This is a genomic window from Terriglobia bacterium (assembly GCA_032252755.1).
In the GTDB taxonomy this organism is placed as follows: domain Bacteria; phylum Acidobacteriota; class Terriglobia; order Terriglobales; family Acidobacteriaceae; genus JAVUPY01.
In genome coordinates this window covers 112,493-136,668 of record JAVUPY010000093.1, presented here as the reverse complement: position 1 = coordinate 136,668, position 24,176 = coordinate 112,493, and the positions used below count along the sequence as shown (strand labels likewise).

Below are 24,176 nucleotides of genomic sequence, written 5' to 3'. Positions count from 1 at the left end.
ATGCAAGGTATTTGTGTTCAGTGTGCCGGGATAGATTATGGATGGCCGATATCGGAGCCTATCAGGGTACAGTCCCTTCCTGAAAACAATCCGTGAATGTCTAGTCCCTATTGGATACGATTTCGTTTTCCATGCTCACGTCCCCAACGCGTCCTACGACAATACGACTCAGGCTGTCTCCGGATCGCTAACGCAGCTTGCAACGGTTGTTGTTTCGGCTGTGAAGGGGTTGACCGGGTCTAGTGCTTCGGAAGCAGGGGCTGCTGGAAAAGCTGGCGGCACCGAAGCTGGAGAGACTGGCGCGGCAACTGGAAAGGGGTTGGGCAATCCTTTCAAGGGCAAGAGTGCCAGTGAGGTTGATTCAATGATGAAAGGTAAGGGTATGGACCCGAGGGGACCTGATCCTGCCGCCGGTAAAGGCGGATACGTCAATCCAAAGACTGGCCGTTCGTACCACATCGACGAAAATAACCGATTCGGAGAAAAGTCGCATGTCGATGTAAACCGGTCAAAGACATACAAGGGAGACCTTGACAAGAAGAAGTACCCACTGTGAGGAATATGCTTACTGTCGAATACGGGAACGATGTGGTGGAGATCAACTGCGATGAGCCGGGACTCGACTTGTTGATACGTAAGCTGCAGCTCCTAAAGCAGCACGGGGGCCATCAACACTTGATGACTCCCTCTTGGGCTGGTGATGAACTGACGGAAGAGAAGCAGGGGCCGGAAAACATCCTGATCCATCACTTGCGGATTGCACTGGCACCTAAAGCAGAAAATAGCCCCGGCGCTGTAAGCTAAAACCTATGTCTACGATGCGTGTTTTGGGCGACGCTTATGAGTGCGACTTAGGTTGACAGCGTACATCCGAGAACCACGTATCAGAACCAGCCAATTCTACCGGCAAAGAACTGACACGTGCTTGAGAGATTGAGCCATCGCACTTCCCAGGAGGTGCAGCATGGCTCATTTCTTTTGGTCTCGTCCCACTCGTTCCCTGCAAGAACTCCTGCAAGAACATGTCTCAGTTCTTCACGCACGCGGATACTCCCCTTACACCGTACGCAATCGATTAGTTCATATTCGGCTGTTCCTTCGGTGGTGTGTGAAACAAGGCATTACCTCGGTTGCCCAGATCAACCTCGCCACACTTGAGCTGTACCAGTCGGACATTGCGAAGTCAGACCACCCCTTGAGCATCGTCTCGCAGCACACACGTTTGGTGCCGCTGCGCGTCTGGTTCGCCTGGATGCACAAGGCCGGTTATATCACGCACAATCCAGCCGAAAAGTTACAACTGCCCCGGCTGGGACGGCACCTGCCGCGCAACATACTTTCCGCTGCGGAGGTCGAGCGCATCATGCGCCAGCCATGCACAAAGGGAGTCGTCGGGCTGCGTGATCGTGCCATTCTCGAACTGCTATATTCGACCGGGATTCGCAGGTTGGAACTGATACGGCTACGATTGGCCGACTTGCATCTCACCCGCGGCTCATCTTCGTACATGAAGGTAAGGGTCGAAGAGACCGTTACGTTCCGATCGGCAGACGTGCCGTAAGATGGTTGCGGAGATACCTGCGCGAGTCCCGTCCAAAACTCATTCGGCGCGAAGATGAGCATACCGTGTTCCTGTCAGCTCAAGGCCGACAGATCAGCCGCGATCAGTTGACATGGATCGTGCGCAAGCACATTACCAACGCAAAGCTGGGCAAGAGCGGAGCGTGCCATCTGTTCCGGCACACAATGGCGACACTAATGCACGAGAACGGAGCTGACATCCGAGTAATTCAGCAGATTCTCGGGCATGCTGACATCAAGACCACGCAGGTCTATACACAGGTGGCCATTCCAACCTTACAGCGCATCCATGCCAAGACGCATCCCGCCGCATAAGAAACGGCCCGCTGATTCGCTCAGCAGGCCGTATTTTGCCAGTGAACTTGTAGGCACTCTGAACGCTACGCTGTCTAAAAATCCGTTCGAGTTCGTCATAGTCGTAACGGTCAAATCGTAAGCACAAACCCGACCGCCGCTTTGCTCACCCAACCTTCAGATACCTAGACTTGCGACCACCAAACGACAGAGTTAGAACTCCATTCTCGTTCAGTTCATATTCCGTCCTCTCTGGGCGGGGCAGACTTGGTTGGTCAGTGATAATGTATCCGGGCTCCACGCGGTAGGTTAGCCGCATGATTTGGTCCTTGTCTGACTCGTGAATGATATACAGCAACGTGCCGTCCGAACCAAATTTCAGGGTCACATCGCCATACGTGCTGTGTCCGGCCCTGTCACTCGCGTCGGACTTCCATGTGCCAATAAGTTCCGTCTCCTCACAACTCATCACTGCTCCTTCGGCTTTGGCTTACGCACAACGTTGACTGGATACCCCTTCTGCTTCAAATATGTATCTTTCGCGCGCTGGCTCGGCTTGTATGGAGAATTCCCGGTCTTAGTTTCGATGCCGCCAAGCGTCTTGCCGTTATGGGACGCTTCAATATCAACTCGCCGATTTCCAAACGGTGTCTGCTTCACGACCTCTTTTTGAACGTCTCGTCCAGCCGCTTTAAGTGAGTCCGCTACTTCATCCCTGTATGCATTTCCAGCGGCTTGATTCAATTTTAGTTGGGTTGCTTTGCTAGCACTGCCCGCGGACACAGCCTCTCCCCCCGCCTCTACTGACGAAGTCCCTTTCACGGCTGTAGACAAAGTCGCGAGGGTAGCGACGATGTTTGCCCCGTGTTGAGCAGTGTCCTCCCCCGGCGTCATCGGGATATACGGCTGGATTATTGGCAGATTAGAGGCTCCGTTCGTCTGCGTGTTCAACAAATCAGCACCGATGTCATAGGTCGTAATTCCAATGTTTGCTAGTCCCTGTCCACCACCTACGATGGCGTCGGAAGCTGTTTGTTTTATGCCTTCCCAAACCCAGCCGCAATCTGGTGGGCAGTCGTGACCAGTCTGGTCTGCACCAGACAATGGATTGTTGCGAACATAGTGATATAGGTTGAGCGTCTGCGGGTCGGTCAGGTCAGCATACGGTACCGGTTCTGGTGCGTCGCTCCAGTCCGGACTCATCCACCTGCCCATATTCGAGCCATAGTATCTAGCCCCGAAGTAGTCCAGCCCGGTTTCGGAATCGCGTTCTTTGCCGGAAGAACGTGACTGGGCTGACGCGAGCATGGGAACAGAAATGGTATCGAATCAGCTGTCGAGATCACAGATTTCTTTTTGGGGCGCAGTTCGAAGAGGTTCGATATCAGGCGAAGAGCGGGGAGTGGTCGCGGACGTTCGGAATCCGGCCCTTTCCGAAGGGAAAGGACCGGGCACCCGGCCGGAGAAATGAGCCGAGTGTCGGAAAGACCCACATCTGCCAACAGAAGCAGATGTGGGGTACCGTCACGTTCATAAACTGGCAGATGTGGTCACCAGCCTAACCCACGTTAGCGTCCGACCGCGGGACGCGAACGTGGGGCACAAAAGGTTATGAGATACCTGGTCCACCAGCCGCATTGACTTGTGTTTCGCCAGCGCTATAAGATTCTCGCCCCATGGCGGAATCCACTTCGTCAGCTGGACAAACGCTGGGACATTACCGGATAGAAGAGAAGTTGGGCGCCGGCGGCATGGGAGTGGTCTACAAGGCCGTCGATCTCAAGCTTCAGCGCATGGTTGCGCTTAAATTCCTACCCGAAGAAGTGGCGCTGAACGAGGCAGACAAGCAGCGGCTTCTGCAGGAAGCGCGAGCCGCCTCGGCGCTCGACCATCCAAACATTGGTGCAATCTACGGGATCGAAGAACAGGATGGCCGGGTGTTCATCGTCATGGCTTACTACCAGGGCGAAACGCTGTCGCACTTCCTGGCGCGTGGGCAGCCCATTCGCGAGGTGCTCGATGTTCTTATCCAGGTAGCTCGCGGGCTTGCCGCCGCGCACGCCCGCAACATTATTCACCGCGACATTAAGCCCTCGAACGTGATTGTCACGCAGGAGGGCCTGGTCAAGATCGTCGACTTCGGCCTTGCGCGCGTCATTGCCAGCGCCAGCATGACGCAGAGCTTCAACACATCCGGCACTTTGCCTTACATGGCGCCGGAACAAATTCTTGGGGAAGCGGTAACTCCCGCGTGCGATGTCTGGGCGCTGGGGATTATCCTGGCTGAAGCTCTGGCAAAGCAGCACCCGTTTGCGCGCGACAACACGGGAGCAATGACCTTTGCGATCGTGAATCAGCCGCCTGCGGGTCTCGATCAGCTTCCGCCGGCGCTCTCGGCGATTGCATACAAGGCTCTGGCGAAGCAGGTGGCACATCGATATCCGACGGCGAAGCAAATGCTCTCCGAGTTGGAGGCGGCGCAGGCGGAAGCCGGCGTGGCCGGCTCATCTGCTCAAGTCTCCAGCCGCAAGACCGCGATCAGCCAGCGGGACTTGAAACAATACGCCGACCGTGCTTCCTCACCGCGGTGGTCGACCGAAGCGCCAAGGCGATCCCGTACCGCAATCTATGTTGCGATCGCGGCCGTCGCAGTCATTGCTGCCTTGCTGCTGGTGCCGTCAATTCGCAACCGAATCGGCTGGAAATCCACGACCGTTTCCGAGAACCATATCGCCGTACTGCCATTCGACAACATTGGCGGCGACCCCAAAGACGACGCGCTGGCGGCGGGTCTTATGGATACGCTCACTGGCGAACTGTCGAATATCAATGCGGGAAACCAGACGCTCTGGGTTGTGCCTGCCAGCGTGGTTCGCGCGCGCAAGGTTACGGATCCCGCGGCAGCCGCAAAACAACTCGGCGTGAACCTCGTCATCAAGGGAAGCATTCAGCGCAACGGCCAGGATACGCGTCTCACAGTCGATCTCATCGATGCCCGCGATCTTCGTGAGATTGGCTCGGCTTCCCTGGAAGATCGCACCGGTGATCTCAGCACACTTCAAGACGAAGCCGTCGCGAGACTCGCCCGGCTGATGAACATCAACATTACGGCGGAGATGCTTCGCGCCACGGGAGGGCACGCGTCTCCAGCGGCCTACGAGCTTTACCTGAAGGCCGTCGGCTACATGCAGCGCTACGACAAAGCCGGGAACCTGGACCAGGCGATTTCAGATCTGAATGACTCGGTGAAAACAGACCCGCGGTTTGCGCTCGGTTTCGCTTCGCTCGGCGAAGCCTACCGTCTTAAGAACCAGGTTGACCCAAACCCGAAGTGGGTGGAGCAGGCAATCGCAAATCTGAACCACGCGGTTCAACTGAACGATCACCTCGCGTCACCATTCGTGTCGCTTGCGCGGTTGCATTCGTCATTGGGGAAGGACGATCTGGCACTGCAGGAATTTCAGAAGGCGTTCTCGATCGATCCTCGGGGCGCCGACGCCATCATGGGGATGGCCCTGGCGTACGAGCGCATGGGGCGCATCGCCGATGCCGAGGCCAACTTCAAGCGCGCAATCGCGATTCGCCCGGACTACTGGGACGGCTACAACAGCCTGGGCTTCTTCTATTACCGCCAGCACCGCTACAAGGATGCGATCACCCAATTCAAGAAGGTTCTTGAACTCACGCCGGACAACGCTACCGCCTACAGCAACCTGGCTGGGATGTACCTCATGCTCGGCGATCCTGCATCCGAGGCCGAGGCCGAGAAGGCTCTGAAGCGCTCCATCGAGATCTCGCCGTCGTACGCTGCTTACGCCAACCTGGGCCGGATGTACATGGATGAGAAACGCTACGCGGAGTGCGCCGAGATGACGCGGAAGGCACTCGCGTTGAACGACCAGGACTACATGGTCTGGGAGAACCTCGTCATCGCGTATCAGTGGCTGCACGATGACGCCAATGTTCGCTCGGCTACCATCAAAACCATCGCGCTGCTGGAGGATTACGTTCGCAAGCATCCACAGGACGCCACCGCGCACGGCGATCTCGCGGACTTGTACGCCACGGCCAAAAACAGCGAACTGGCGATGCGAGAACTCGCAACCGCCCTGGCGTTGCAACCCAATGATCCCCGCGTTCTCGCCGACGCCGCGAATGCCTATGAGGCGCTGGGAAACCGCAAGCGCGCCATCGAATACACAGTCAAAAGTCTCAATAAGGGCAACACACTGGATTACTTCAAGACCCTTCCCGATATGCAACCCGTGCTCGCCGATCCCAACTTCCACGCCCCTGGTGGAAGCGCCGGAACTAATAAATAGGAGGTAACACCATGGCGACAAAACCAATCACTGACTCCAACAGCACAACCATCACGATTCAGAACGGCGCACCCACCAGTAACTCAGTCACCGTCAGCGAGGGCGAGGAGATCATCTTCGAGAACGAAGACAACGAGGACTATCTTGTCGAGCTATTTACGCAGGGCAACAACCACCGCATCGATGTCTGCCCGATGCTGCCGGCCAATGGTTCACTCATCTATTACCCCGACCCGAACAACACGAACGGGGATGGCAGATGTCACTACAATATCCTGACCTTGTCGGGACAACCGACGCGTCCCACCGACAACACCGGCTCGAATGTGATCATCATCGGGTCCGGGAAATAGCGCACGTGTCCCGGCGCTGATGCCCACATCTGCTGACTGCGACAGATGTGGGCACCCGGGCGCCTCTTGTCCACTTTGATCACCTGCAACGAACTGAAAACAGGGCCTTTAGACCTCTCGGGGCGCTCGCTTTTACGTACTCTCCCGTGGTAAAATAAGAGTCGGCACGGGATGCACTAAGTGACTGAAATTTCAATAATTTGAGAGAGATTTTTGGGTCTGCACCGAGGGTGCGGACGGTGCTTGAGTTGTGTCCTGAAGAAGGTCCACTGGGGAGAGATGCAGGCGCGTGAAAAGGAAGCGCGATCCTGGCTCGGGATGACGAGAGTGGAGTGTATTAGCGAGTTTTTATTTCGCAAGATTTTGGGTTCGGAAATGGAGCGGGATGGCAACCAAGGAAGTAGCAGGTACTCTGGAGAAAGCGAAAACCTTAAACGTGGAAGCAGACGAGAAGAACAATAAGAAAAACGGAAAGGCTTCCAACGGAAACGGCAACGGCGACTACACGGCCGACTCCATTAAGGTGCTGGGCGGCATGGAAGCGGTGCGCAAGCGTCCGGCGATGTACATCGGATCGACGGGCGAGATGGGGTTGCACCATCTGGTGTATGAGGTTGTCGACAATTCAGTGGACGAAGCGCTGGCCGGGTACGCCACGAAGATCGACGTCACTATCCATGACGATAATTCGATAACCGTAGTCGACGACGGGCGCGGGATTCCGGTGGACGAAATGGATGTCGATGGGGAGAAACTTCCGGCGGCGCAGGTCGTGATGACGGTGCTGCATGCGGGCGGAAAGTTCGACTCCTCGACATACAAAGTTTCGGGCGGGTTGCACGGGGTCGGCGTGAGCTGCGTGAACGCGCTCTCGCATTTACTGGAACTGGAAATTTGGCGACCGGAGCAAGGGACGTTTGAGCAAACTTATTCCAAGGGCGAACCGACCAGCAAACTGAAGCGCACCGGGCCGGCGAAGAAGCGCGGCACGAAAGTTCACTTCGTGCCGGATCGCGAGATATTCACCGCGACCGAGTACAGCTTCGACACGCTAGCGCAGCGGTTGCGCGAGTTGGCGTTCCTGAACAAGGGACTGATTATTACGCTGACTGACGAGCGCACGATCGACCCGAAGACGAGCGAGCCGAAGAAGGTTGAGTTCAAGTTCAATGGCGGGATTGCGGAGTTCATCAAGCATCTGAACCGTGGCAAGAACGTGCTGCACGATAAGCCGATCTACATGGAGATCGAGAAGGATGCGCTGTCGATCGAGATTGGGCTGCAGTACAACGATGGATACTCGGAAAACGTCTTCAGCTTCGCGAACAATATCAATACCGTTGACGGCGGAACACATCTGCAGGGATTCCGGTCGGCACTGACGCGGACGATCAACTACGCGGGGCAGCAGCTTGCGTTGTTCAAGGATGTGAAGGAGAACCTGACGGGTGATGACGTCCGCGAAGGTCTGGTGGCTGTTGTCTCGGTGAAGCTGCCGCAGCCACAGTTTGAAGGACAGACGAAGGGCAAGCTGAATTCAGATATCGCCGGGGCGGTGCAGGCCTTCGTAAACGAGCGGCTGGGTGCGTACTTCGAGCAGAACCCGCCTGTGGCGCGGAAGATCATCAACAAGGCGATTGACGCGGCGAGGGCGCGTGAGGCAGCGAGAAAAGCGCGCGACTTGACGCGTCGCAAGGGCGCGCTGGATGGCGGCGGACTGCCGGGCAAACTGGCGGACTGCTCGGAGCGACAACCTGAGCGCTGCGAGGTTTACCTGGTCGAGGGCGAATCGGCAGGCGGGACAGCGAAGCAGGGACGCGACCGGCGGTTCCAGGCGATCCTGCCGCTGAAGGGAAAGATTCTGAACGTCGAGAAGGCGCGCTACGACAAAATGCTCGGGCACGAGGAAATCCGGGCGATGATTACCGCGCTTGGAACCGGCATCGGGAAAGAAGATTTCGACGTCTCGAAGCTGCGCTACGGCAAGATCATCCTGATGACGGACGCCGACGTCGATGGCTCGCACATTCGAACGCTGCTGCTGACGTTCTTCTTCCGCCACATGAAGGAGTTGATCGACCGCGGCCACGTGTACATCGCGCAGCCGCCGCTGTATCGCATCAAGAAGGGCAAGTTCGAACAGTACATCAAGAACGACCTGGAGTTTGTGAAGGTCATGGTGAAGCGCGCGGCCGACGGCATGGTGGTGCGCTACGGCGAGGGCGCGGCGAAACTCGAGGGCGGCCAACTGACGAAGTTCATGACCACGCTGAACGAGTACATCGGGTTCCTGGACAAGGCCGACAAGAGGATTCGCGACGAGCAGATTACGGAGCTGCTGCCGAAGCTGGATTTAGCGAAACGAGCGGATTTCGAGTCGGATAACAAGAAGAGTCCGGCAAAGTTGCAGGAACTGGAAAAGCAGCTGAAGGCCTTCCCGAAGGGGAAGGGCCTGCACGAGATCGAGCTGCGGTTTGATGAAGAGCACGAGTTGTGGGAAGTGAAATTCGTTAATAACCAGGGCGCGGAGCATCGGGTCAGTTGGGAACTGGTGTCGGCGCCGGAGTTCCGGCAGATGATGTCGAAGTACCGGCAGATCGCGGAGTACCTGCAGCCGCCTTTCTACATTGAGCAGGTGAAGAAGGGTGACAGCAAGACCGCCGACGACGAACTCAGCGACGCCGAGAAGGCTGAGAAAGTAAAGGCCGAGGAAAAGTCTGCGAAGGCTGCAGCGGCGAAGCGCAAGACCAGCGACGAGGTTGTCGAGAAGACGACTGTCAAGGAACTGTTCGAGTACGTGCTCAACGAGGGCCGGAAGGATTACATCATTCAGCGCTACAAAGGGCTGGGCGAGATGAGCGCCGAGCAGTTATGGGAGACGACGATGGATCCGGAACGGCGGACGCTGCTTTCGGTGAAGCTCGAGGATATCGCCGAAACCGAAACGATCTTCTCCACGCTGATGGGAGAGGATGTTGAGGCGCGAAGGAAATTCATCGAGGACAACGCACTCGAGGTGAAGAACCTGGATATCTAAAGGCAGGCATCGAAGAACTTGAATAAAGCTCCATCGTAGCCGCGGCTACGATGGAGCTTTTTGATTTCACTTCCTATCTACGCCGATTCGTCGATGATGGCCACGATTTCGCGTTCGACTTGGGCGGCGAGGTCGTCGACGCCGCTGAGGCCGGTGGACTTCAGCAGGTCGATGGGCTTGACGGTTGCGATGGTGGTGCCGCTTGCGTCGTGGAAGACGGAAATGCGGCAAGGAAGAACGGCTGAAGCGCTGAGGTTCGCTCCCAGGGCTTGTGAGGCGGCTTGAGGGTTGCAGACGTCGTAGACGCGGCAGTCGTTCTGGAAATCGATGCCTTTCGACTGGAGAGTTGATTTGAGATCGAGTACGTTGAGTACGCCGAACTTGTGGCGCTGGGCAGCTTCGCGGAGACGGGAGTCTACCTCTTCGGGAGTTCGCGACGACTTCTTGCAGTAGATCATGTCTTCTCTCTTTCAGATGCGGAGGTCGGTTCTTGGTTCTAGTTCTCAGTTCTCAGTTCTCAGTTCTCAGTTGGATGAAAATACCATTAACGTGAGTTCTTTTCAGTGATGCCAGGGCTAACGGAATTGAACGCGAGGGCCTCGGGCCTCCATCGCAAACAGTGTGGGACAATGGTGTCTTCGGTGGTGGGCGGAGGGCGTGATGGACCTGATTCGGGCGTGCAAGCAGTGTGGGAAACGCAACCGGGTGGCGGTGTCGCGGCTTGGCACGGGAGCGCGCTGTGGATCGTGCAAGGCGGAATTGAAAGTGGACGAACCGGTTGAGGCGGATCCGGCGGTCTTCGACGGCGTGATCAGCGAGTCTCCGCTGCCGGTGCTGGTGGACTTCTGGGCGGCGTGGTGCGGCCCGTGTCGCATGGCGGCACCCGAGGTGGCGCGGACAGCAGCGGATATGGCCGGGCGGGCGATCGTGTTGAAAGTGGATACGGAGAAATATCCGGAACTTGCGGCACGGTACAACGTGCGGGGAATTCCCAACTTTGCCGTGTTTGCCGCGGGCGAGCTGCGGTTTCAGCAGGCTGGGGTGGTGCCGCACGATGTCATGGAGCAGTGGCTGGCGCAAGCGGCGTAGCGATGCGCAAGGTTCAAGGGCCAAGGTGCAAGGTGCGAAAGAGAAAGTTTTATGTTGTTCCTTGCCCCTTTCGCCTTCAGCGTGTGTATGATGGTGCCGCCGTTGAGGAGGCACCCTATGACTCGTCGGCTGTTCTGCATTTCTGCATTTCTCCTATTCGCGATTTCAACGTTTCCACAAACAACTAAGTCTCAGCGCGCGGTCGACCTGACTTCCGCGGATGGGACGAAACTGAAAGCAACGTTCTTTGCGGCGGCGAAGCCTGGGCCGGGCGTGCTGTTGCTGCACCAGTGCAATAGAGATCGCAAGGTGTGGGACCCGCTCCCTGAGCAGCTCGCGGCGGCGGGAATTAATGTTCTTACGTTCGATCTGCGTAATTTCGGCGAGAGCGAAGGTAAGCCGTTCGCACAGCTCACGCAGCAGGAGAAGCAGGCCTCCGCGCAGAAGTGGCCCGCGGATGTTGATGCGGCATTCGAATACGTGGTATCGCAGCCAGGGGTGAAGCGGGGCGATATTGGACTCGCGGGAGCGAGCTGCGGCGTCGATAACTCGATCAAGGCGGCGATGCGGCACCCCGAGGTGAAGTCGATGGTGCTGCTGGCCGGCCCGACGAACCTTGCGGGACGCGACTTTCTCCGGAAATCCAACATGCCCGTGCTTTACGGGTACGCAGACGACGATCAGTTCCCGGAAACGATAGTGGAGACGGAATGGCTGTACGAGCTGACGCCGAATGAGGGCAAGAGGCTGGTGCGTTATCCGAATGGCGGACACGGGGCGGAAATCTTCCCGGTTCATCCGGAGTTCGTCGGTGTGATTCGTGACTGGTTTGTGACTACGCTGCTGAAGACACCGGGGCAGGCGCCGGTTCCAAAAGAGAAGCCGGCGATCTCTAAACAGGCGAAAGTGCTCAGCTTGCTGGATGAACCCGGCGGCGTAGCGAAGGTTTCCGCCATGCTGGCCGAGGCCCGGAAAAGCGATCCGAAGGCGACGATCTTCCCGGAAGCGAGCGTCAACCTCATGGGCTATGAGCACTTGCAGGCGAACGACACGAAGGCCGCGGTGGAAATCCTGAAGCTCAATGCTGAGGCCTATCCAAACTCGACGAACGTTTACGACAGCCTCTCGGATGCCTATCTTGCTGATGGGCAGAACGAACTGGCGCTAGTGAACGTGAAGAAGGCGCTGGAGATGCTGAAAACGGATACTACGACTCCACAGCAGTTGAGGGATGGGATCAAGCAGAGCTGCGAGCAGAAGCTGAAGCAGTTAGAGAAGACGGATTAGTCAGGAAGTTGCAAGGAGAATGCAGGTTCCTCGACTTCGCTGCTCAACGGCAGCGCGGCTGCGCTCGGACTGACGTGATCGCGGCTTCGGCGGAAGTAACCGTCAGTGATCGCGGGCCTGGCCGGGGCCGTGGAGAACAATGTTGTCGATGAGGCGCGTTGTGCCTACCCATGCTGCGACTGCGACGAGCGCGCCGTTCGTAATGTCGGGTACCGGATCCAGGGTGTTGGAGTCGACGAGTTCGAAGTAATCAAGTTTCACGCCGGGTTCATCGGCGAGTACCTGCTTCCCTGCTTCGATTAGCGCGGCCGACGAGCGTTCTCCGCGATCGGCGAAGGTTTGGACGTGCGTCAGTGAGCGATAGAGCGCGAGCGCCTGCTTGCGCTGCTCGGGCGAGAGATAAGCATTGCGTGAGGAGAGGGCGAGGCCGTCCTGCTCGCGCACGATTGGACACACCACAATTTCAAGATCGAAGTTGAGGTCATCGACCATCTTGCGGATCACGGCAACCTGCGCGGCGTCCTTCTGGCCAAAGTAGGCGCGGTCGGGACGGACGATTTCGAACAGCTTGGCGACGACGGTGGTGACGCCCTGGAAGTGTCCGGGGCGCGACTTGCCATCTAGCTTTTCGCTCAGGCCGGAGACGTAGACGATCGTCGATGCGCCCTTGGGATACATCTCTTCGGCGGACGGTGCGAAGAGCAGGTCGACTTTCTCGGTCTCGAGCAACTGGCGGTCGCGGTCGAAGGTGCGCGGGTACTTGGAGAAGTCCTCGTTGGGACCGAACTGGAGCGGATTCACGAATATCGATGCGGCGACGGTCTGATTGTGAGCTCGGGCGGCGCGGATGAGCGAGAGATGTCCCTGATGCAGTGCGCCCATCGTTGGCACCAGGCCGAGAGATTTGCCGGACTGACGCAGTTGGCGGCAAGCGGCCTGCATCTCGGCGACGGTGGAGAGAACTCGCATGGAGAAAGATTAACGCAGAGGCCGCGGAAGTCGCGAAGGGAAAAACGGAAGGTGCAAGTCGCAAGGTTCAAGGTACAAGAAAAGGCAGACATCTTGCACCTTGAACCTTGCACTTTGCACATCAACTTACGGTGTTTCGGTGGTGCCATCGAGGTAGACGTACTCGGTTTTCACCTTGCCGTCGGGCATAACGGTGTTCATGGCGAAGCCGAGTTTGCCGCCGAAGGGGCTCCAACTGGTGGCGGGGGCGACGTGCCAGGTAAGGCCGCCGGCGTTGAAGACTTTTCCGATGTGCCAGTGTCCGGCGAGAACATCGTGGACGCCGAGTTTCTTCAGGGCGTCTTCTTCGCGGCTGCGCCAGGGTTGGTTCACGACCCAGTAGGGCTTGGGATCGTCGGGGAATCCGTGGTCGCGCTCGGCGGGAACGTGCTGGACGGCGATGGCGACCTCGCCGTTCTTCGCGCCGCGATTATCACTGTTTTTGTCGTGGTCCTTGCCCTTATTCTTCCCGTGCTCCTCGTTTTGAGCCTGACCGCCGGCCTGACTTTCCAGCCAGTTGATCTCTTTCTCGCCTTCGGCTTTCGTCTCTGGGGGCATCGACGGCTCGGTGTGGGCGTTGAAATTGTCCCAGTTGCCCCATAGCTGCGAATCGAGCATGTAGACGGTGACGTACTTGACCTGGAACTTGTAGTAGTCCCGGCCGAAGACGTCGCGGTAGCGGTCGACATCGTTGGAGTGGACGTCGTGGTTGCCGGGTATGTAGTAGACCTTGGCGTGCAGGCCCTTGAGGATGTCGCGGGCCTCGTCCCAGGCGCTGGGACGCTCGCCGATGTCGCCGGAAACGACCACGACATCGGGATGGCGTTCGTTGATCATCTGCACGGCCTTGCGGAGATTGTTCGCGCCTTCGGGAGCGCGAGCGAGACCGATGTGGGAATCGCTGATCTGGGCGATGGTGACCTGGGCGTGGAGATAGGGGGAGAACGCAATGCAAGCGACAAGGATAAAGACAATCAGGAACAAACGTGTGAGCAGAAGCCGATTCATCCTGAGTGGGATGGGGAATAGAAGCGAAAGGGATGTAAATCGCAACAGAAGAACCGAAGATCGGGAGAACCGAAAAATCGGGAATTTAGAAGAACGTCAGCCGTTAAGCCCACGGCGGCAGGGGTGCGACGTGAGCCGCTACGAGCCGGGGGGTTTGGACCCGGGGGGCGCTTTCGTGGCAGGAGGCTTGGGCTTGGGGGCGGGTGCAGGGGATTCGGGTTCGCTGGGGCGCCATGTGGCGACGATGCGGCGGAAGGTTTCTTCGAGGCCAGGGACGTCGTTGGGAGTGGCGCGGAGGGCGATGGAGTAGATGGCAAGCTGGTCGTCGATAAAGACGATTTCTTCGATCCAGGACTGGTTTGTTTCCTTGTCGTTGTAGCGGACCTTGATGAGTTCGGCATCGCGGTCGTGGAGCGTCATCTGAGAACGCTGTAACGTTTCAACGTTCTTTCCCGGCAGGCCACTGAGGGCAACGCTGACGATATCGTCGAAGCTGGGAGGCTGCTGGCCTTCTTCGTCCGGCAGATCGGTGACGCTCACGGTGACACCATTCCACAGGGCTTTGTCCTTGCCGTTCTGCGGCGGCGCCATTACGACGCCGTTGCCTTCCATAACGTCGCCAACGACTTCCCAATCAGGCGGATAGCTGATGCAGTATTCGGCTTCTTCGGAGCAGTAGGTTTTCCAGTTGTGAAGAGAGAGCTTCGCGGAAGACGACTTTGATACAGGGGCCTTGGGCGCTGGAGTTACCGGCTTAGTTGCCTGCGGACCGGGTGCGAGGTACGAGGTGCGAGGGAAAGCGGTTTCGTGCGATGCGAGTGGGGACTGAACGGAAAAGGCTGGTGTGGTCGTCAAGAACAGCACCAGCCCGAAACCGATCGCTCGCCGCATGGAACTATTTTCGCATGGCTCGCTTGCGGGTGCGGATGGTTTCCAGAGCGGCGGCCGTGTCCTTGGGGAGATGGTAGCTCTCCGGGTCGGCGGGGTAGCCGCCGGATTGAACATCGTTCTTGTAGGCGTTGAGGGCATCGGTGATGACGCTCGCTATGTCGGCGTAGCGGCGAACGAACTTCGCCGGGGGCGCGAATGTCAGATTCAGGATGTCGTGGAAGACCAGGACCTGGCCGTCGCAGTCGGGACCGGCGCCGATGCCGATGGTGGGTGTCTCGACCTCGTCGGTGATCATGGCCGCGACCTCGCGCGGAATGCCTTCGAGCACGAGGCAGCAGACACCGGCACGGTCCAAGGCGACCGCGTCACGCATAAGGTGTTCAACAGAGTTCAGGGTTTTTCCCTGCACCTTGTAGCCGCCCATCATGTGAACGGATTGCGGAGTGAGTCCGATGTGCCCCATGACGGGGATCTCGGCGTCGCGCAATCGCTCAACGAGGGCTGCGCGCTTCTCGCCACCTTCCAGTTTGACCGCCTCAGCGCCGCCTTCCTTTAGAAATCGCGCGGCATTCTTCACGGCCATCTTGGGGTCGAGGTGATAGCTGGCATACGGCATGTCGGCGATGAGGAAGGCGTGCCTGGTGCCGCGATGGACAGCCTTGGTGTGGTGCAGCATTTCGGCCATGGTGACGGAGAGCGTGTTCTCGTGGCCGAGCATGGTCATGGCGAGCGAGTCGCCGACCAGGATGATGTCGATGCCGGCCTCGTCGACGAGACGGGCGCTGGCGTAGTCATAGGCAGTCAGGCAGGTGATCTTCTCTCCCCGCTGCTTTTTTTCCAGTAAGGTTTGGGTGGTGATTTTCGTGCGGAAATCGCCGGTGGTAAGACTCACAACTTCCTCCAGTGCAGCTCCCGTTCGGGATACCGCCTGTAGCCCCGGAGAGAGGGGCAAACAGCTTCGTACTTCAGGTACCGCTACCTATACGGATGCGGCCGGGGGAATTGTAGTCGCGGGGAAAAAAGAAAGCAATCAGCAGTCAGCACCCAGCATTTAATGGATGGCTGAGTATTTAATCTGGATTTGGGGCAACTTCAGGAGACATTCTTCATCTTGTACCGGGTAACTACCCATCTTCCGTTCTTTTCTTTCGAGAGGTAATAGATCCCATCGTCGGCGCAGATGGCGCTGCAGTACATTCCCCCGAGAACCTCCGCTTTAGTGGGTGAAATCCAAGCCATGGAAGTTACATAGAGTTCGTATCCCGCAGCGCCTGTGGACTTATCTCGGACTGCCGGGAACGAGTTGTCGATATATGCTGCCGAGTATTTCTTGACTGGCGCCTTGGCGCGCCTGAATCGGGCTAGGAAGGCGTCACCGGGATCAACTCCATCAATGCGCAAAAAGAATGAACCCGTCCATCCACGCTGCTGTATGCGGTACCAGAACACAGCTTCATACACATCCAGAGCGTCACTGCTAGGTGACTCTGCACTCAGAGTGATGGGAGTTCGCCCTACGTGCGATCGCGCTTGGGGCGCAGTGATGGTTGCGCTCTGGAAAATGATGATCAGCGCGATGATGGATACGCACCGCTCCATGCGCTGGCTTACGCCCCCGCGGAATTGTAGTCGCGGCGAAGAAAGAAAACAATCAGCAGTCAGCACTCAGTATTCGGCGGGAAAGCCGCGAATCGGTCCCGATTTGAGGGACTGAAAGGGGACGGTGCTTTTGCGCCGTGGCCCGCGGGGTGCCGCTGCTCCCGTAATCAGCTCAGGTATTTCTAGTGTGTGACACTTCCGGGCGGTCGAAAGAAGATGTCCAATTCTACTGATTTTGTATCGTCATTTACCTTCTGCTTCCAAGCCAGAGAATAGCCATTGAGGAAGCCCAGTTTGGATGCATTCTTCCGCAGAAATGAGGGCGCGTAACTTGCATCGTAGGGGTCGCCGACCTTCAGCATCCAGATGGGCTCGAGTTTGGCACGCCGCTTTTCATCCAGTCCCTCAATATCGAGCTTGGTCAGTTTGTATTGCTCGCCAGGCACGAGTTCAACGTCGTAACTGACAGTATGCGCCGTATCGTCGAAGGTGGGCTCGGCCTTTACCTTGGCATTCATGTAGCCCTTCGCGAGGTAAGCGCCTCCCAATTTCGACAGTTCCGAACGGAACTCCATCATGTTGATTACCTGGCCCGTCTTAAACTGCGCCAACTGTTTTGCCGAGTCCTTCGCGATGGCATCGTTACCCTTCATCGTCAGCGAGGCAATCCGGTATTGCACTCCGGGTTCCACGGGGACGGACAATTCTACCTTCGCGACCGGATCTCCCGGCTTCGTCAAGAGCTTCACATTGGTCTGGCCGAAGCTACTGCGCAAGTAGCCTTTCTCAAGCAGCACCGGTTCCAAGCCGTTCTCGACAATGCTGGATATGAAATCACGCGTGTAGTCCTTGCCCGTATACTTACTCACTGCTTTTTCGAGCGCATCCGATACGTCGGGCGATGCTCCACTAAAGTCGACGGCAGCTACCTCAATCCTTGGCTGCAACACCGTGTAGTTCATTGCCGTCATCGTGCCTCTTCCCATCAGCGGGACGAACATCACCTTTGCAACCAGGCCGTTCTCGCCAAGGATGGCCTCCATCTGCTTCTCTACGTCTTCAGCAAGCGTTCCCTCTTCCGGGACCACTCCGTTGAACAAGGGCAGGCGCTCTTTCAGCTTTGTCAGCATTTGTTCGTCACTCATCCAAACGCAATTATCGAAACGAACAGGAAAAACCGCGGGATTGTCGACAAGGTCGTATTCAGCCGAAGTCGCACTGAAGCGATACACAACCTGCTTGAACATCCCAGTAGAGCTCAGCTTACTTGCCGAGTCCTGCAGGTCTTGTTGAGAATAGCTGCCCCCAATCTTCATACCCGAGGCCGCGAGCAACTGAGAGTCCTGGTAAACACGGCTTCCTTTGAAAACAATCTGCTGCAGGACAAAAGTCTTGGCCGGAGATTGCTGGGAAACTGCAGTGGAAGCCATCGACAGCAAAGCAATGCCAAGGAACAGAAGATTAACGGACTTAGGCATGACGACTAATAAATCGTTCTCTGGAAATCTTGTCAATGCGGTTTTCAATCGATGGGCGACATTCGAAGCAGAGATGCTTTTTAACGCCGGGATAACTGTGCAAGAGGCACACCTTTGAGCCAGGACTAACTCTATCCGGCTCCCGCTGCATCGGTTCCCAGCGGCAGGAAGTACTGCGTCCCCTTGATGGGCTCGCTGACGCGGCGGAGAAGCTGTTGCAGGTCCTCGGAGCGTTCTACGAAGTCGATCTCGGAAGTGTTCACGACGAGCAGGTCGCTCGAGGTGTAGTGGAAGAAGAAGTGTTCGTAGGCTTTTACGACCTCTTCGAGGTAGTCGTCGTTGATGGCGCGCTCGGTTGGGGCGTTCTTTTTCTTCACGCGCTTGCGCAGAACGTCGGTGGAGGCCTGGAGATAGATGACGAGGTCGGGGGTGGGTAGCTGCTGGCGGAAGAATTTGTAGTAGCGGTCGTAGACTGCGAGTTCGGTGTCGGTGAGGTTTAGGTATGCGAAGATCTTGTCTTTTTCGAAGATGTAGTCGGCGAGGATGACCTTGCGCGAATTTGGGCCGGCTTCGAGTTGCTGCAGTTGCTCGAAACGCTGGATGAGGAAAGAGAACTGGGTCTGGAAAGCCGCGCCGGGTTCGTTGTCGTAGAAGGCGCCGAGGAAAGGATTGTCCTCGGGTTCGTGGATGAGCTGTCCGTGCAGGCGCTCGGCGATGACCCGGGCGAGCGTGCTCTTGCCGACACGGATGGGACCTTCGACGGCTATGTAGCGGGGTGGTTCAAAGAAATTCGCCATGGCTCGGAACCAACTCCGGAGAATAACGTCTGTCGGGCAGAGATGCAATGAGAAGCTGGACGCTTTTCATCGGGCGATCGGGTCAACGTGCCATTGGCACCTTAAAGTCATTGCATGGGGAGAGAAGGCACGTCGAGAGTCCAGCGCCCGCAGATTGCACGATGGCGCGATGGCACGATGGCCCGATAGAATCACTCCATGCTGAAAGCGCTTCTCGGCACGGCAGCGGTATGTGGCGCGGCTACGTTCGCGGGATTGGAATCGATGGTTCCGACGTGGCAGCTCTACGGGCGGAGCTTTGTCGGGCTGCCGAAGGGAGCAAAGCAACTGGCGCTAACGTACGACGACGGACCGAATGATCCATATACGGGACAGTTGCTGGATGTGCTGGCGAAAGCCAATGTCAAAGCCACGTTCTTCCTGATTGGGCGCTATGTGAAGCAGGGGCCGGACATTGTGCGGCGGGTTGTGGAGGCTGGCCACGCGATCGGGAATCATACGTGGAATCATCCGAACCTGATCTGGTGTTCACCGGCGGAGACGCGGCGACAATTGGCGGACACGCAGAAGGCGGTCGAAGACGCGTGCGGGATCACGCCGACGCTGTTTCGTCCACCATTTGGCGGAAGACGTCCGGGCACGTTTCAGGCGGCGCGGGCGATGGGGCTGGAGCCGATCATGTGGCGCGTGACCTGCTATGACTGGAGCGCAAAATCGAATGAGTCGATCGAGCAAAAGGCACATGCCCAGATAAGGGGTGGTGATGTCATTCTGCTTCACGACGGAAGCCACGTTGCGTTCGGCATCAGCCGGGCACACACGGTGAAGGCGACGGAGAATCTTGTGCGGGAGTATAGCGAGAAGGGATATGAATTTGTGAGCGTGCCGGAGATGATGGGAGCGCGCGCTCACTTCCCGGTTCTCAGTTCGCAGTGAGACGATTCTTCGCTCTTCGACGAAATACTAGCGGCGCTTTCGTTTTATGGGGAGGCTTTTGGAAAGATGAAATCTTCCGAGGCCGTGGATTTGCTCCTCGACCTCGGACAGTCAGCCTATTTTTTCAGAAAGTCTGTCATAGGCAGATCGGTATTGTAGATGTGGGAAACGATCTTCCAGTCCGCTGGTCCTTCCCGGCGTAAGGTTGTAACCCACGTTCCACGATAATCCATGCGCTTCCCGGTGGGGAGCGTGGCGATCATCGAGTAGATTCCATCACTGAAGGCAAGATTCTCCGCGACCTCAACGTTCTGGGTTTCAATGGATAGGTTGCGCGGATCGGCTTCCTTGAACATCTCTTCCACAAGCTGGCGAATTGCTTTGTGGCCCTGCACCATGGGTTTAAAGGGAGCCAGGACGCGGCCATCAACAGCATAGAAGGCTACGACCTGATCTACGTTGCGTGCGTTCATGTGTTTCGCATATTCCTGCGCGATATTGCGGATTATCTGTTTAATTTCCAGTGCGGTTACGGTTTTTGGCATGGTTGCCAAGGGACACCTCCTCGGGTGAGTTCTGCGGTCCGAAGGACTCGGACTGAGAAGGGGCCGATGCAGGGAATACTACTGCGACGGCAGGTCCACGTCTGTGAGGTACGAGCAATAGTTTTGCGTCTTTAGGCCTCGGGAATCGGCGCCGCACTCACAGAGATTTACTGTATTCGTGAAGCGGCATACCGAAGAAGTCCTGGACCTTTCCGGTTGCATGATAACCGTTCTTTTCATAGAAGCGAATCGCTCTTTGCAGAGGTTTGGTCGTGTCGAGCGTGACAACCTTACAACCGGCACGATGCAATTCCTGCTCGGCGGTTTCGAGCAGGCGTTGCGCGAGGCCGGAGCCAAGAAACTCCGGCACAACGGCCATACCGCGCAGATGGCCTTCCCCGTTGCCAAGTGGTTCGCAAGCAATCGTGCCGACGATCTGGCGCGAGGGGGTCTTCGCCACCAAGATTTTCTTCTGCACCAGTCGATTACGAAAGGTCTTCGGAGTCAGGATCGTATCGTGGAGTGCGCCTTCGGTGTAGCTCTCGCGATAGGGTTCGAACGCAGCGGCGAGACAGGCGAGGATGCCAGCGGAATCGGAAGGCGCAGCGTGGACGATTTCAACTTGTTGGTTCGGAATATACATTGAGGCCTCGCAACCGAACGGAGGACATTGTATTTGCATAACCTCCCAAAGGTCGCGTAGCCATTCCAGATAATCTTCTGACAATGATCTTGCTTTCCAGTTTCGTTAGCGGGAGAATCCGCCAGAAAACCAAACTTCGCGTGAGCGAGGGACAGAAAGCCACGGGTCTTTGAGCGGGGCCGACCCGATGTGGGCTTGAAGATCGCCGAGTTACCGCTGGCAGTCGCGTGAGTACTGCCCAGGGTAAGTCGGCTTTTTGCTTGCCCATAAGGTTGGGAGGAAGATATGCGCTTTGGGCGAATCTACCCTCCACTGCTGTGGCTGGTGCTTGCGTTGTTCAATACTCCTGCTCAAACACAGGTTGCTGATCGGCCATCCCAAAAAACATTTTCGATCCCGATCGAGTTCTGCCAGGATCACGGTGTCGTCCTGCTTCCGGTATCCGTTGACGGCAGGAGATACCAATTCATATTGGACACCGGCGCCGACAGGACGGTCGTCTCCAAAGAAGCGAGCGGGATAAACCCGGTTGACATCGAAGTGGCTCTGCTTCACCGTTCCGGGCCCGGCATGCGGGGTGACGCTGTTCTGGCGCGCGTAGCTCTCCAGGTGGGAGAGTCGGTCTCGGTAGAGCTAACAGTCCTTGTGATGGAAATGAAAGACGTCCGTAAGATCTATGGCAAGGTCGATGGACTAGTCGGCCAAGATTTCTTGAAGAAGTTTTCGCGGGTCATCATTGATCACAAGAGTATGAGGCTGGTGCTCGAACAATAGCCCAAGATAATTTTCCAACTTCAGGCGAGCTGTGCTCGGCCTCGGAGCTGATCAGCCAGGAACACAGTTCGTAGAGGATGGAAAGATCTGGGAGATGGTCGCGATGACACCGACCATCACGCCGACGCGCACGGAGATGCGGGCGTAGCCCTCGTGCTTGTGTTCCAGCACATAGAACGCGCCCAGCCATGACTGGAACTGGGGAATTCCGGTGACGACGCCCCTGAAAAAGTTGATGGCAAAGATGCGGGCCCGGTTTGTGTGCGACGGACCGACGTCGACGGGAGCCGCGTAAGTGGCTACGGCTTGAGGCGTTGAATACCTCGGCGGCTGGACACTGGTGAAAGCTGATTAGCAGGTGGGATGTTGGCGTCGGATGAAAAAATCGTGAAAAGTTGATTACGTAGTGACGTGGAGCATTGCTTTGCGGCGTCTATATTTCATAGAGTGGTGCATCAGAAATGGTGCAACTCTGAATGGCATCTCCGGTCCAGAATCGGCGCCCGGCTTCGTTCCCGAAGGTATCGTTCCCGCGTAAGGTGGCGGCGGTGTGCTATCGCAAGAATGGCGACTCGCTCGAGTTTCTGCTGGTCAGGACGGGGTCGGGACGGTGGACGTTTCCGAAGGGCACGGTGGAGCGGCATCTTGGGCCGCGAGATTCGGCGGCGCTGGAGGCTCGGGAAGAGGCTGGGGTGGTGGGGCGCGTCTCAGACGAACATTTCACGATCTACTTTCAGGAGAATCGCGACTGCTACCACGCGGCGGAACGCGAAATTGCGATTGCGGCGTTCCTGATGCATGTTCACGAAATGACCGATCCGGAAGAGCGGTATCGAAACCCGAGGTGGTTTCGCCCGCAGGAGGCGAAACGGCGGTTGTCGAGGCGGAGGCGGCCGAAATATCAGCGGGAGTTTGCGCGAGTGGTGGATCACGCGGTGGAGATGCTGGGGCGGAAGAGACGCACGGCGTAACCGCGGATTTCGCGGATTGGCACGGATCGAAAAAGCAAAATCAACACCCTTCCACATAAAACAACTTAAAATTGCTATCACCTGATATGGCTGCGAATGGAAATGTCGCGCGGGGGAAGAAGTCTGGGATCGGCTACTGGATGCAGCAGGTGTTGAAGGAAGCTGCGAAGGCGGAGCAGGGGTTCGATCCGGATGCGGTGCATGATTTGCGCGTCGCGCTGCGGCGATGCCGGTCGATGGGCCAGGTTCTGCTGCGGGTGGATCCGGTGCCGGAGTGGAAGAAGATGCGGAGAGAGGGGGAACGCGTCTTCAGCAGCCTGGGCGATCTGCGCGATTGCCAAGTGATGATGGATTGGATCAAGAAGCTGAGTGAACCGGGCGAGCCGGCTGGGCAAAAGCTGCTTGCGGATGCGACAACCCTCGAACAGACGCTGAAGGCCTCTGCTGCGGATTCGCTGTCGAAGTTTGATATCAAGTCGTGGGAAAAGTGGGCAACTTCGCTGGAGAGGCGTGTACGGCGGTTTCGGCCGGATGGTGAGATCTTCCAGGGGATCGCGCTGGAGCGGTGGGAGCATGCGCGGGAGTTGCATCGTGCGGCAATGCGCGGTCGCAGCAAGGTTGCGATGCACCGGTTGCGGATTGGGGTGAAGAAGTTTAGGTACGTGGTCGAGAATTTTCTGCCGAGAATTCACGAGCAGATTGGCGACGAGTTGAAGGGCGTGCAGGATGTTCTCGGAGAAGTGCACGACCTGGATGTATTGTGGGATACGGCGGTGCAAATACACGCGTTCGAGACGCCGGAAGAGCGGCTGCGATGGGCGGAACGGACTGCGTCGGAACGGCGGGCGCGGGTTGAGCAATATCGGCAACGGGCGCAAGGGGCGGAGTCGATCTGGCGGAAGTGGCGAGCGATGCTGCCAGATGAGGAGCGGGCGGAGCGGGCGACGATACGGCGGTTGCAGGCTTGGGCTTCGGTGCTGGACCCAGATTTCGCGCATACGCGGAGGGTGTCGAAGCTGGCAGTGCAGTTGTACGACGGGCTGGCGAGGGTGGGAGTAATCCCGGCAAACGGCAGCGCGGCGCGTCGATGGCTGATGGCGGCGGCGGTGATGCACGATGTCGGAAAGAGGAAGGGCGACAAGGGGCACCAGAGGCGGACACAGAGGAAGATTCAGAAGCTGGAGCGGCCATATGGATGGACGGATGAGCAGTTGAAGATGATCTCGCTCATTGCACGGTACCATCGCGGCGATTGGAGCGCCGTGCCGCGAGCGGAGCTTGGCGGTTTGCACGCCGGGTCGGTACGGAACGCACAGAAAATTGGCGGCGTGCTTCGGTTGGCCAACGCGCTCGATGCGACTCATGAAGGGGCGATTCAGCGGATCGAGGTCACGCGTTCAGAGAATGGAATCCTTGTGCATGCAGAAGGATTGAAGGACGACAGCAGGCTCGCGGAGAAGATTGCGGCGGCGAGGCATCTGCTAGAGGTGAGATGTGGGGTGGCGATATTAGTGAGGGGGAGCTAGTTCTTCGTTCTTCGTAAAACGGTAATGCTCAAGAGTT

Annotated in this window: 25 protein-coding genes and 1 riboswitch; of the genes, 13 read left to right on the top strand and 12 right to left on the bottom strand. The window is 57.4% G+C overall.

What is annotated here, in order from left to right:
* Positions 1 to 37 precede the first annotated feature (37 nt).
* The 4 genes from ROO76_23275 (at position 38) to ROO76_23260 (ending at position 1,896) form a co-directional block, all read left to right on the top strand.
* Positions 38 to 556 (top strand): polymorphic toxin type 37 domain-containing protein, encoded by a 519-nt coding sequence (locus tag ROO76_23275; GenBank protein MDT8071090.1) that lies wholly within the window; start codon positions 38 to 40, stop codon positions 554 to 556.
* Between the two features lie 5 nt (positions 557 to 561).
* Complete coding sequence (locus ROO76_23270; protein ID MDT8071089.1) at positions 562 to 804, top strand: Imm32 family immunity protein; 243 nt, start codon at positions 562 to 564, stop codon at positions 802 to 804.
* Positions 805 to 964: 160 nt separating this feature from the next.
* A complete protein-coding gene (locus ROO76_23265; protein MDT8071088.1) occupies positions 965 to 1,561 on the top strand; it encodes a phage integrase N-terminal SAM-like domain-containing protein in 597 nt (198 codons plus the stop codon).
* A complete protein-coding gene (locus ROO76_23260) occupies positions 1,468 to 1,896 on the top strand; it encodes a tyrosine-type recombinase/integrase (protein ID MDT8071087.1) in 429 nt (142 codons plus the stop codon). The genes ROO76_23265 and ROO76_23260 overlap by 94 nt, the downstream gene beginning before the upstream one ends.
* A 145-nt stretch (positions 1,897 to 2,041) precedes the next feature.
* On the opposite strand, the gene ROO76_23255 is transcribed toward ROO76_23260, so the two are convergent.
* Positions 2,042 to 2,344 (bottom strand): hypothetical protein, encoded by a 303-nt coding sequence (locus ROO76_23255; GenBank protein MDT8071086.1) that lies wholly within the window; start codon positions 2,342 to 2,344, stop codon positions 2,042 to 2,044.
* Positions 2,344 to 3,183, bottom strand: a complete 840-nt coding sequence (locus tag ROO76_23250) for an RHS repeat-associated core domain-containing protein (protein MDT8071085.1) — start codon at positions 3,181 to 3,183, stop codon at positions 2,344 to 2,346. Before ROO76_23250 ends, ROO76_23255 begins: the two co-directional genes overlap by 1 nt.
* Before the next feature lie 368 nt (positions 3,184 to 3,551).
* Here ROO76_23250 and ROO76_23245 point away from each other — a divergent pair, with 368 nt between their 5' ends.
* From ROO76_23245 to gyrB, 3 genes are all read left to right on the top strand, one after another.
* Positions 3,552 to 6,197 (top strand): protein kinase, encoded by a 2,646-nt coding sequence (locus ROO76_23245; protein MDT8071084.1) that lies wholly within the window; start codon positions 3,552 to 3,554, stop codon positions 6,195 to 6,197.
* A gap of 11 nt (positions 6,198 to 6,208) precedes the next feature.
* On the top strand, positions 6,209 to 6,550 hold the full coding sequence (locus ROO76_23240) for a hypothetical protein (protein MDT8071083.1): 342 nt from the start codon (positions 6,209 to 6,211) through the stop codon (positions 6,548 to 6,550).
* A gap of 385 nt (positions 6,551 to 6,935) precedes the next feature.
* Positions 6,936 to 9,587 (top strand): DNA topoisomerase (ATP-hydrolyzing) subunit B, encoded by a 2,652-nt coding sequence (gyrB, locus tag ROO76_23235; GenBank protein ID MDT8071082.1) that lies wholly within the window; start codon positions 6,936 to 6,938, stop codon positions 9,585 to 9,587.
* Positions 9,588 to 9,664: 77 nt separating this feature from the next.
* On the opposite strand, the gene ROO76_23230 is transcribed toward gyrB, so the two are convergent.
* Entirely contained in the window at positions 9,665 to 10,045 is a 381-nt protein-coding gene (locus tag ROO76_23230; protein ID MDT8071081.1) for a DUF302 domain-containing protein, read from the bottom strand.
* A 202-nt stretch (positions 10,046 to 10,247) separates the two neighbouring features.
* Here ROO76_23230 and ROO76_23225 point away from each other — a divergent pair, with 202 nt between their 5' ends.
* Positions 10,248 to 10,676, top strand: a complete 429-nt coding sequence (locus ROO76_23225) for a thioredoxin domain-containing protein (protein ID MDT8071080.1) — start codon at positions 10,248 to 10,250, stop codon at positions 10,674 to 10,676.
* Between the two features lie 117 nt (positions 10,677 to 10,793).
* A complete protein-coding gene (locus ROO76_23220; GenBank protein ID MDT8071079.1) occupies positions 10,794 to 11,963 on the top strand; it encodes an alpha/beta hydrolase in 1,170 nt (389 codons plus the stop codon).
* 102 nt (positions 11,964 to 12,065) lie between these two features.
* Here the strand turns inward: ROO76_23220 and panC are convergent, their stop codons facing one another.
* The 7 genes from panC to ROO76_23185 form a co-directional block, all read right to left on the bottom strand.
* Positions 12,066 to 12,932, bottom strand: a complete 867-nt coding sequence (gene panC / locus ROO76_23215) for a pantoate--beta-alanine ligase (GenBank protein MDT8071078.1) — start codon at positions 12,930 to 12,932, stop codon at positions 12,066 to 12,068.
* Between the two features lie 126 nt (positions 12,933 to 13,058).
* Positions 13,059 to 13,979: a metallophosphoesterase gene (locus tag ROO76_23210; GenBank protein MDT8071077.1), complete on the bottom strand. Its 921-nt coding sequence runs from the start codon at positions 13,977 to 13,979 to the stop codon at positions 13,059 to 13,061.
* Positions 13,980 to 14,117: 138 nt separating this feature from the next.
* A complete protein-coding gene (locus ROO76_23205; GenBank protein MDT8071076.1) occupies positions 14,118 to 14,870 on the bottom strand; it encodes a hypothetical protein in 753 nt (250 codons plus the stop codon).
* A 4-nt stretch (positions 14,871 to 14,874) separates the two neighbouring features.
* On the bottom strand, positions 14,875 to 15,762 hold the full coding sequence (panB, locus tag ROO76_23200; GenBank protein ID MDT8071075.1) for a 3-methyl-2-oxobutanoate hydroxymethyltransferase: 888 nt from the start codon (positions 15,760 to 15,762) through the stop codon (positions 14,875 to 14,877).
* A gap of 200 nt (positions 15,763 to 15,962) precedes the next feature.
* A complete protein-coding gene (locus ROO76_23195; GenBank protein ID MDT8071074.1) occupies positions 15,963 to 16,469 on the bottom strand; it encodes a hypothetical protein in 507 nt (168 codons plus the stop codon).
* Positions 16,470 to 16,651: 182 nt separating this feature from the next.
* Positions 16,652 to 17,947 (bottom strand): POTRA domain-containing protein, encoded by a 1,296-nt coding sequence (locus ROO76_23190; GenBank protein ID MDT8071073.1) that lies wholly within the window; start codon positions 17,945 to 17,947, stop codon positions 16,652 to 16,654.
* A 131-nt stretch (positions 17,948 to 18,078) separates the two neighbouring features.
* Positions 18,079 to 18,744: a deoxynucleoside kinase gene (locus ROO76_23185; GenBank protein ID MDT8071072.1), complete on the bottom strand. Its 666-nt coding sequence runs from the start codon at positions 18,742 to 18,744 to the stop codon at positions 18,079 to 18,081.
* Positions 18,745 to 18,942: 198 nt separating this feature from the next.
* Here ROO76_23185 and ROO76_23180 point away from each other — a divergent pair, with 198 nt between their 5' ends.
* Positions 18,943 to 19,680, top strand: coding sequence for a polysaccharide deacetylase family protein (locus ROO76_23180; protein ID MDT8071071.1), 738 nt, complete (start codon positions 18,943 to 18,945; stop codon positions 19,678 to 19,680).
* A gap of 116 nt (positions 19,681 to 19,796) precedes the next feature.
* On the opposite strand, the gene ROO76_23175 is transcribed toward ROO76_23180, so the two are convergent.
* Together ROO76_23175 and ROO76_23170 are read right to left on the bottom strand one after the other, a co-directional pair.
* The gene (locus tag ROO76_23175) at positions 19,797 to 20,225 is read right to left on the bottom strand and encodes a nuclear transport factor 2 family protein (GenBank protein ID MDT8071070.1); all 429 of its coding nucleotides are present in this window, start codon (positions 20,223 to 20,225) and stop codon (positions 19,797 to 19,799) included.
* 157 nt (positions 20,226 to 20,382) lie between these two features.
* Entirely contained in the window at positions 20,383 to 20,868 is a 486-nt protein-coding gene (locus tag ROO76_23170; protein ID MDT8071069.1) for a GNAT family N-acetyltransferase, read from the bottom strand.
* A 118-nt stretch (positions 20,869 to 20,986) separates the two neighbouring features.
* Positions 20,987 to 21,086, top strand: a riboswitch (cyclic di-GMP riboswitch).
* Positions 21,087 to 21,153: 67 nt separating this feature from the next.
* Here ROO76_23170 and ROO76_23165 point away from each other — a divergent pair.
* The 3 genes from ROO76_23165 (at position 21,154) to ROO76_23155 (ending at position 24,139) form a co-directional block, all read left to right on the top strand.
* Complete coding sequence (locus tag ROO76_23165; GenBank protein MDT8071068.1) at positions 21,154 to 21,642, top strand: retropepsin-like aspartic protease; 489 nt, start codon at positions 21,154 to 21,156, stop codon at positions 21,640 to 21,642.
* 476 nt (positions 21,643 to 22,118) lie between these two features.
* Positions 22,119 to 22,613, top strand: a complete 495-nt coding sequence (locus ROO76_23160) for an NUDIX domain-containing protein (protein MDT8071067.1) — start codon at positions 22,119 to 22,121, stop codon at positions 22,611 to 22,613.
* Positions 22,614 to 22,699: 86 nt separating this feature from the next.
* Positions 22,700 to 24,139 (top strand): CHAD domain-containing protein, encoded by a 1,440-nt coding sequence (locus ROO76_23155; GenBank protein MDT8071066.1) that lies wholly within the window; start codon positions 22,700 to 22,702, stop codon positions 24,137 to 24,139.
* Positions 24,140 to 24,176 lie beyond the last annotated feature (37 nt).

What these genes read in the sequence shown, in the direction of transcription:
- ROO76_23275 (MDT8071090.1), top strand. Translation starts at nt 38, where the DNA reads ATGGATGGCCGATATCGGAGCCTATCAGGGTACAGTCCCTTCCTGAAA.
- ROO76_23270 (MDT8071089.1), top strand. Translation starts at nt 562, where the DNA reads ATGCTTACTGTCGAATACGGGAACGATGTGGTGGAGATCAACTGCGAT.
- ROO76_23265 (MDT8071088.1), top strand. Translation starts at nt 965, where the DNA reads ATGGCTCATTTCTTTTGGTCTCGTCCCACTCGTTCCCTGCAAGAACTC.
- ROO76_23255 (MDT8071086.1), bottom strand. Translation starts at nt 2,344, where the DNA reads ATGAGTTGTGAGGAGACGGAACTTATTGGCACATGGAAGTCCGACGCG.
- ROO76_23250 (MDT8071085.1), bottom strand. Translation starts at nt 3,183, where the DNA reads ATGCTCGCGTCAGCCCAGTCACGTTCTTCCGGCAAAGAACGCGATTCC.
- ROO76_23245 (MDT8071084.1), top strand. Translation starts at nt 3,552, where the DNA reads ATGGCGGAATCCACTTCGTCAGCTGGACAAACGCTGGGACATTACCGG.
- ROO76_23240 (MDT8071083.1), top strand. Translation starts at nt 6,209, where the DNA reads ATGGCGACAAAACCAATCACTGACTCCAACAGCACAACCATCACGATT.
- gyrB (MDT8071082.1), top strand. Translation starts at nt 6,936, where the DNA reads ATGGCAACCAAGGAAGTAGCAGGTACTCTGGAGAAAGCGAAAACCTTA.
- ROO76_23230 (MDT8071081.1), bottom strand. Translation starts at nt 10,045, where the DNA reads ATGATCTACTGCAAGAAGTCGTCGCGAACTCCCGAAGAGGTAGACTCC.
- ROO76_23225 (MDT8071080.1), top strand. Translation starts at nt 10,248, where the DNA reads ATGGACCTGATTCGGGCGTGCAAGCAGTGTGGGAAACGCAACCGGGTG.
- ROO76_23220 (MDT8071079.1), top strand. Translation starts at nt 10,794, where the DNA reads ATGACTCGTCGGCTGTTCTGCATTTCTGCATTTCTCCTATTCGCGATT.
- panC (MDT8071078.1), bottom strand. Translation starts at nt 12,932, where the DNA reads ATGCGAGTTCTCTCCACCGTCGCCGAGATGCAGGCCGCTTGCCGCCAA.
- ROO76_23210 (MDT8071077.1), bottom strand. Translation starts at nt 13,979, where the DNA reads ATGAATCGGCTTCTGCTCACACGTTTGTTCCTGATTGTCTTTATCCTT.
- ROO76_23205 (MDT8071076.1), bottom strand. Translation starts at nt 14,870, where the DNA reads ATGCGGCGAGCGATCGGTTTCGGGCTGGTGCTGTTCTTGACGACCACA.
- ROO76_23195 (MDT8071074.1), bottom strand. Translation starts at nt 16,469, where the DNA reads ATGGAGCGGTGCGTATCCATCATCGCGCTGATCATCATTTTCCAGAGC.
- ROO76_23190 (MDT8071073.1), bottom strand. Translation starts at nt 17,947, where the DNA reads ATGCCTAAGTCCGTTAATCTTCTGTTCCTTGGCATTGCTTTGCTGTCG.
- ROO76_23185 (MDT8071072.1), bottom strand. Translation starts at nt 18,744, where the DNA reads ATGGCGAATTTCTTTGAACCACCCCGCTACATAGCCGTCGAAGGTCCC.
- ROO76_23180 (MDT8071071.1), top strand. Translation starts at nt 18,943, where the DNA reads ATGCTGAAAGCGCTTCTCGGCACGGCAGCGGTATGTGGCGCGGCTACG.
- ROO76_23175 (MDT8071070.1), bottom strand. Translation starts at nt 20,225, where the DNA reads ATGCCAAAAACCGTAACCGCACTGGAAATTAAACAGATAATCCGCAAT.
- ROO76_23170 (MDT8071069.1), bottom strand. Translation starts at nt 20,868, where the DNA reads ATGTATATTCCGAACCAACAAGTTGAAATCGTCCACGCTGCGCCTTCC.
- ROO76_23165 (MDT8071068.1), top strand. Translation starts at nt 21,154, where the DNA reads ATGCGCTTTGGGCGAATCTACCCTCCACTGCTGTGGCTGGTGCTTGCG.
- ROO76_23160 (MDT8071067.1), top strand. Translation starts at nt 22,119, where the DNA reads ATGGCATCTCCGGTCCAGAATCGGCGCCCGGCTTCGTTCCCGAAGGTA.
- ROO76_23155 (MDT8071066.1), top strand. Translation starts at nt 22,700, where the DNA reads ATGGCTGCGAATGGAAATGTCGCGCGGGGGAAGAAGTCTGGGATCGGC.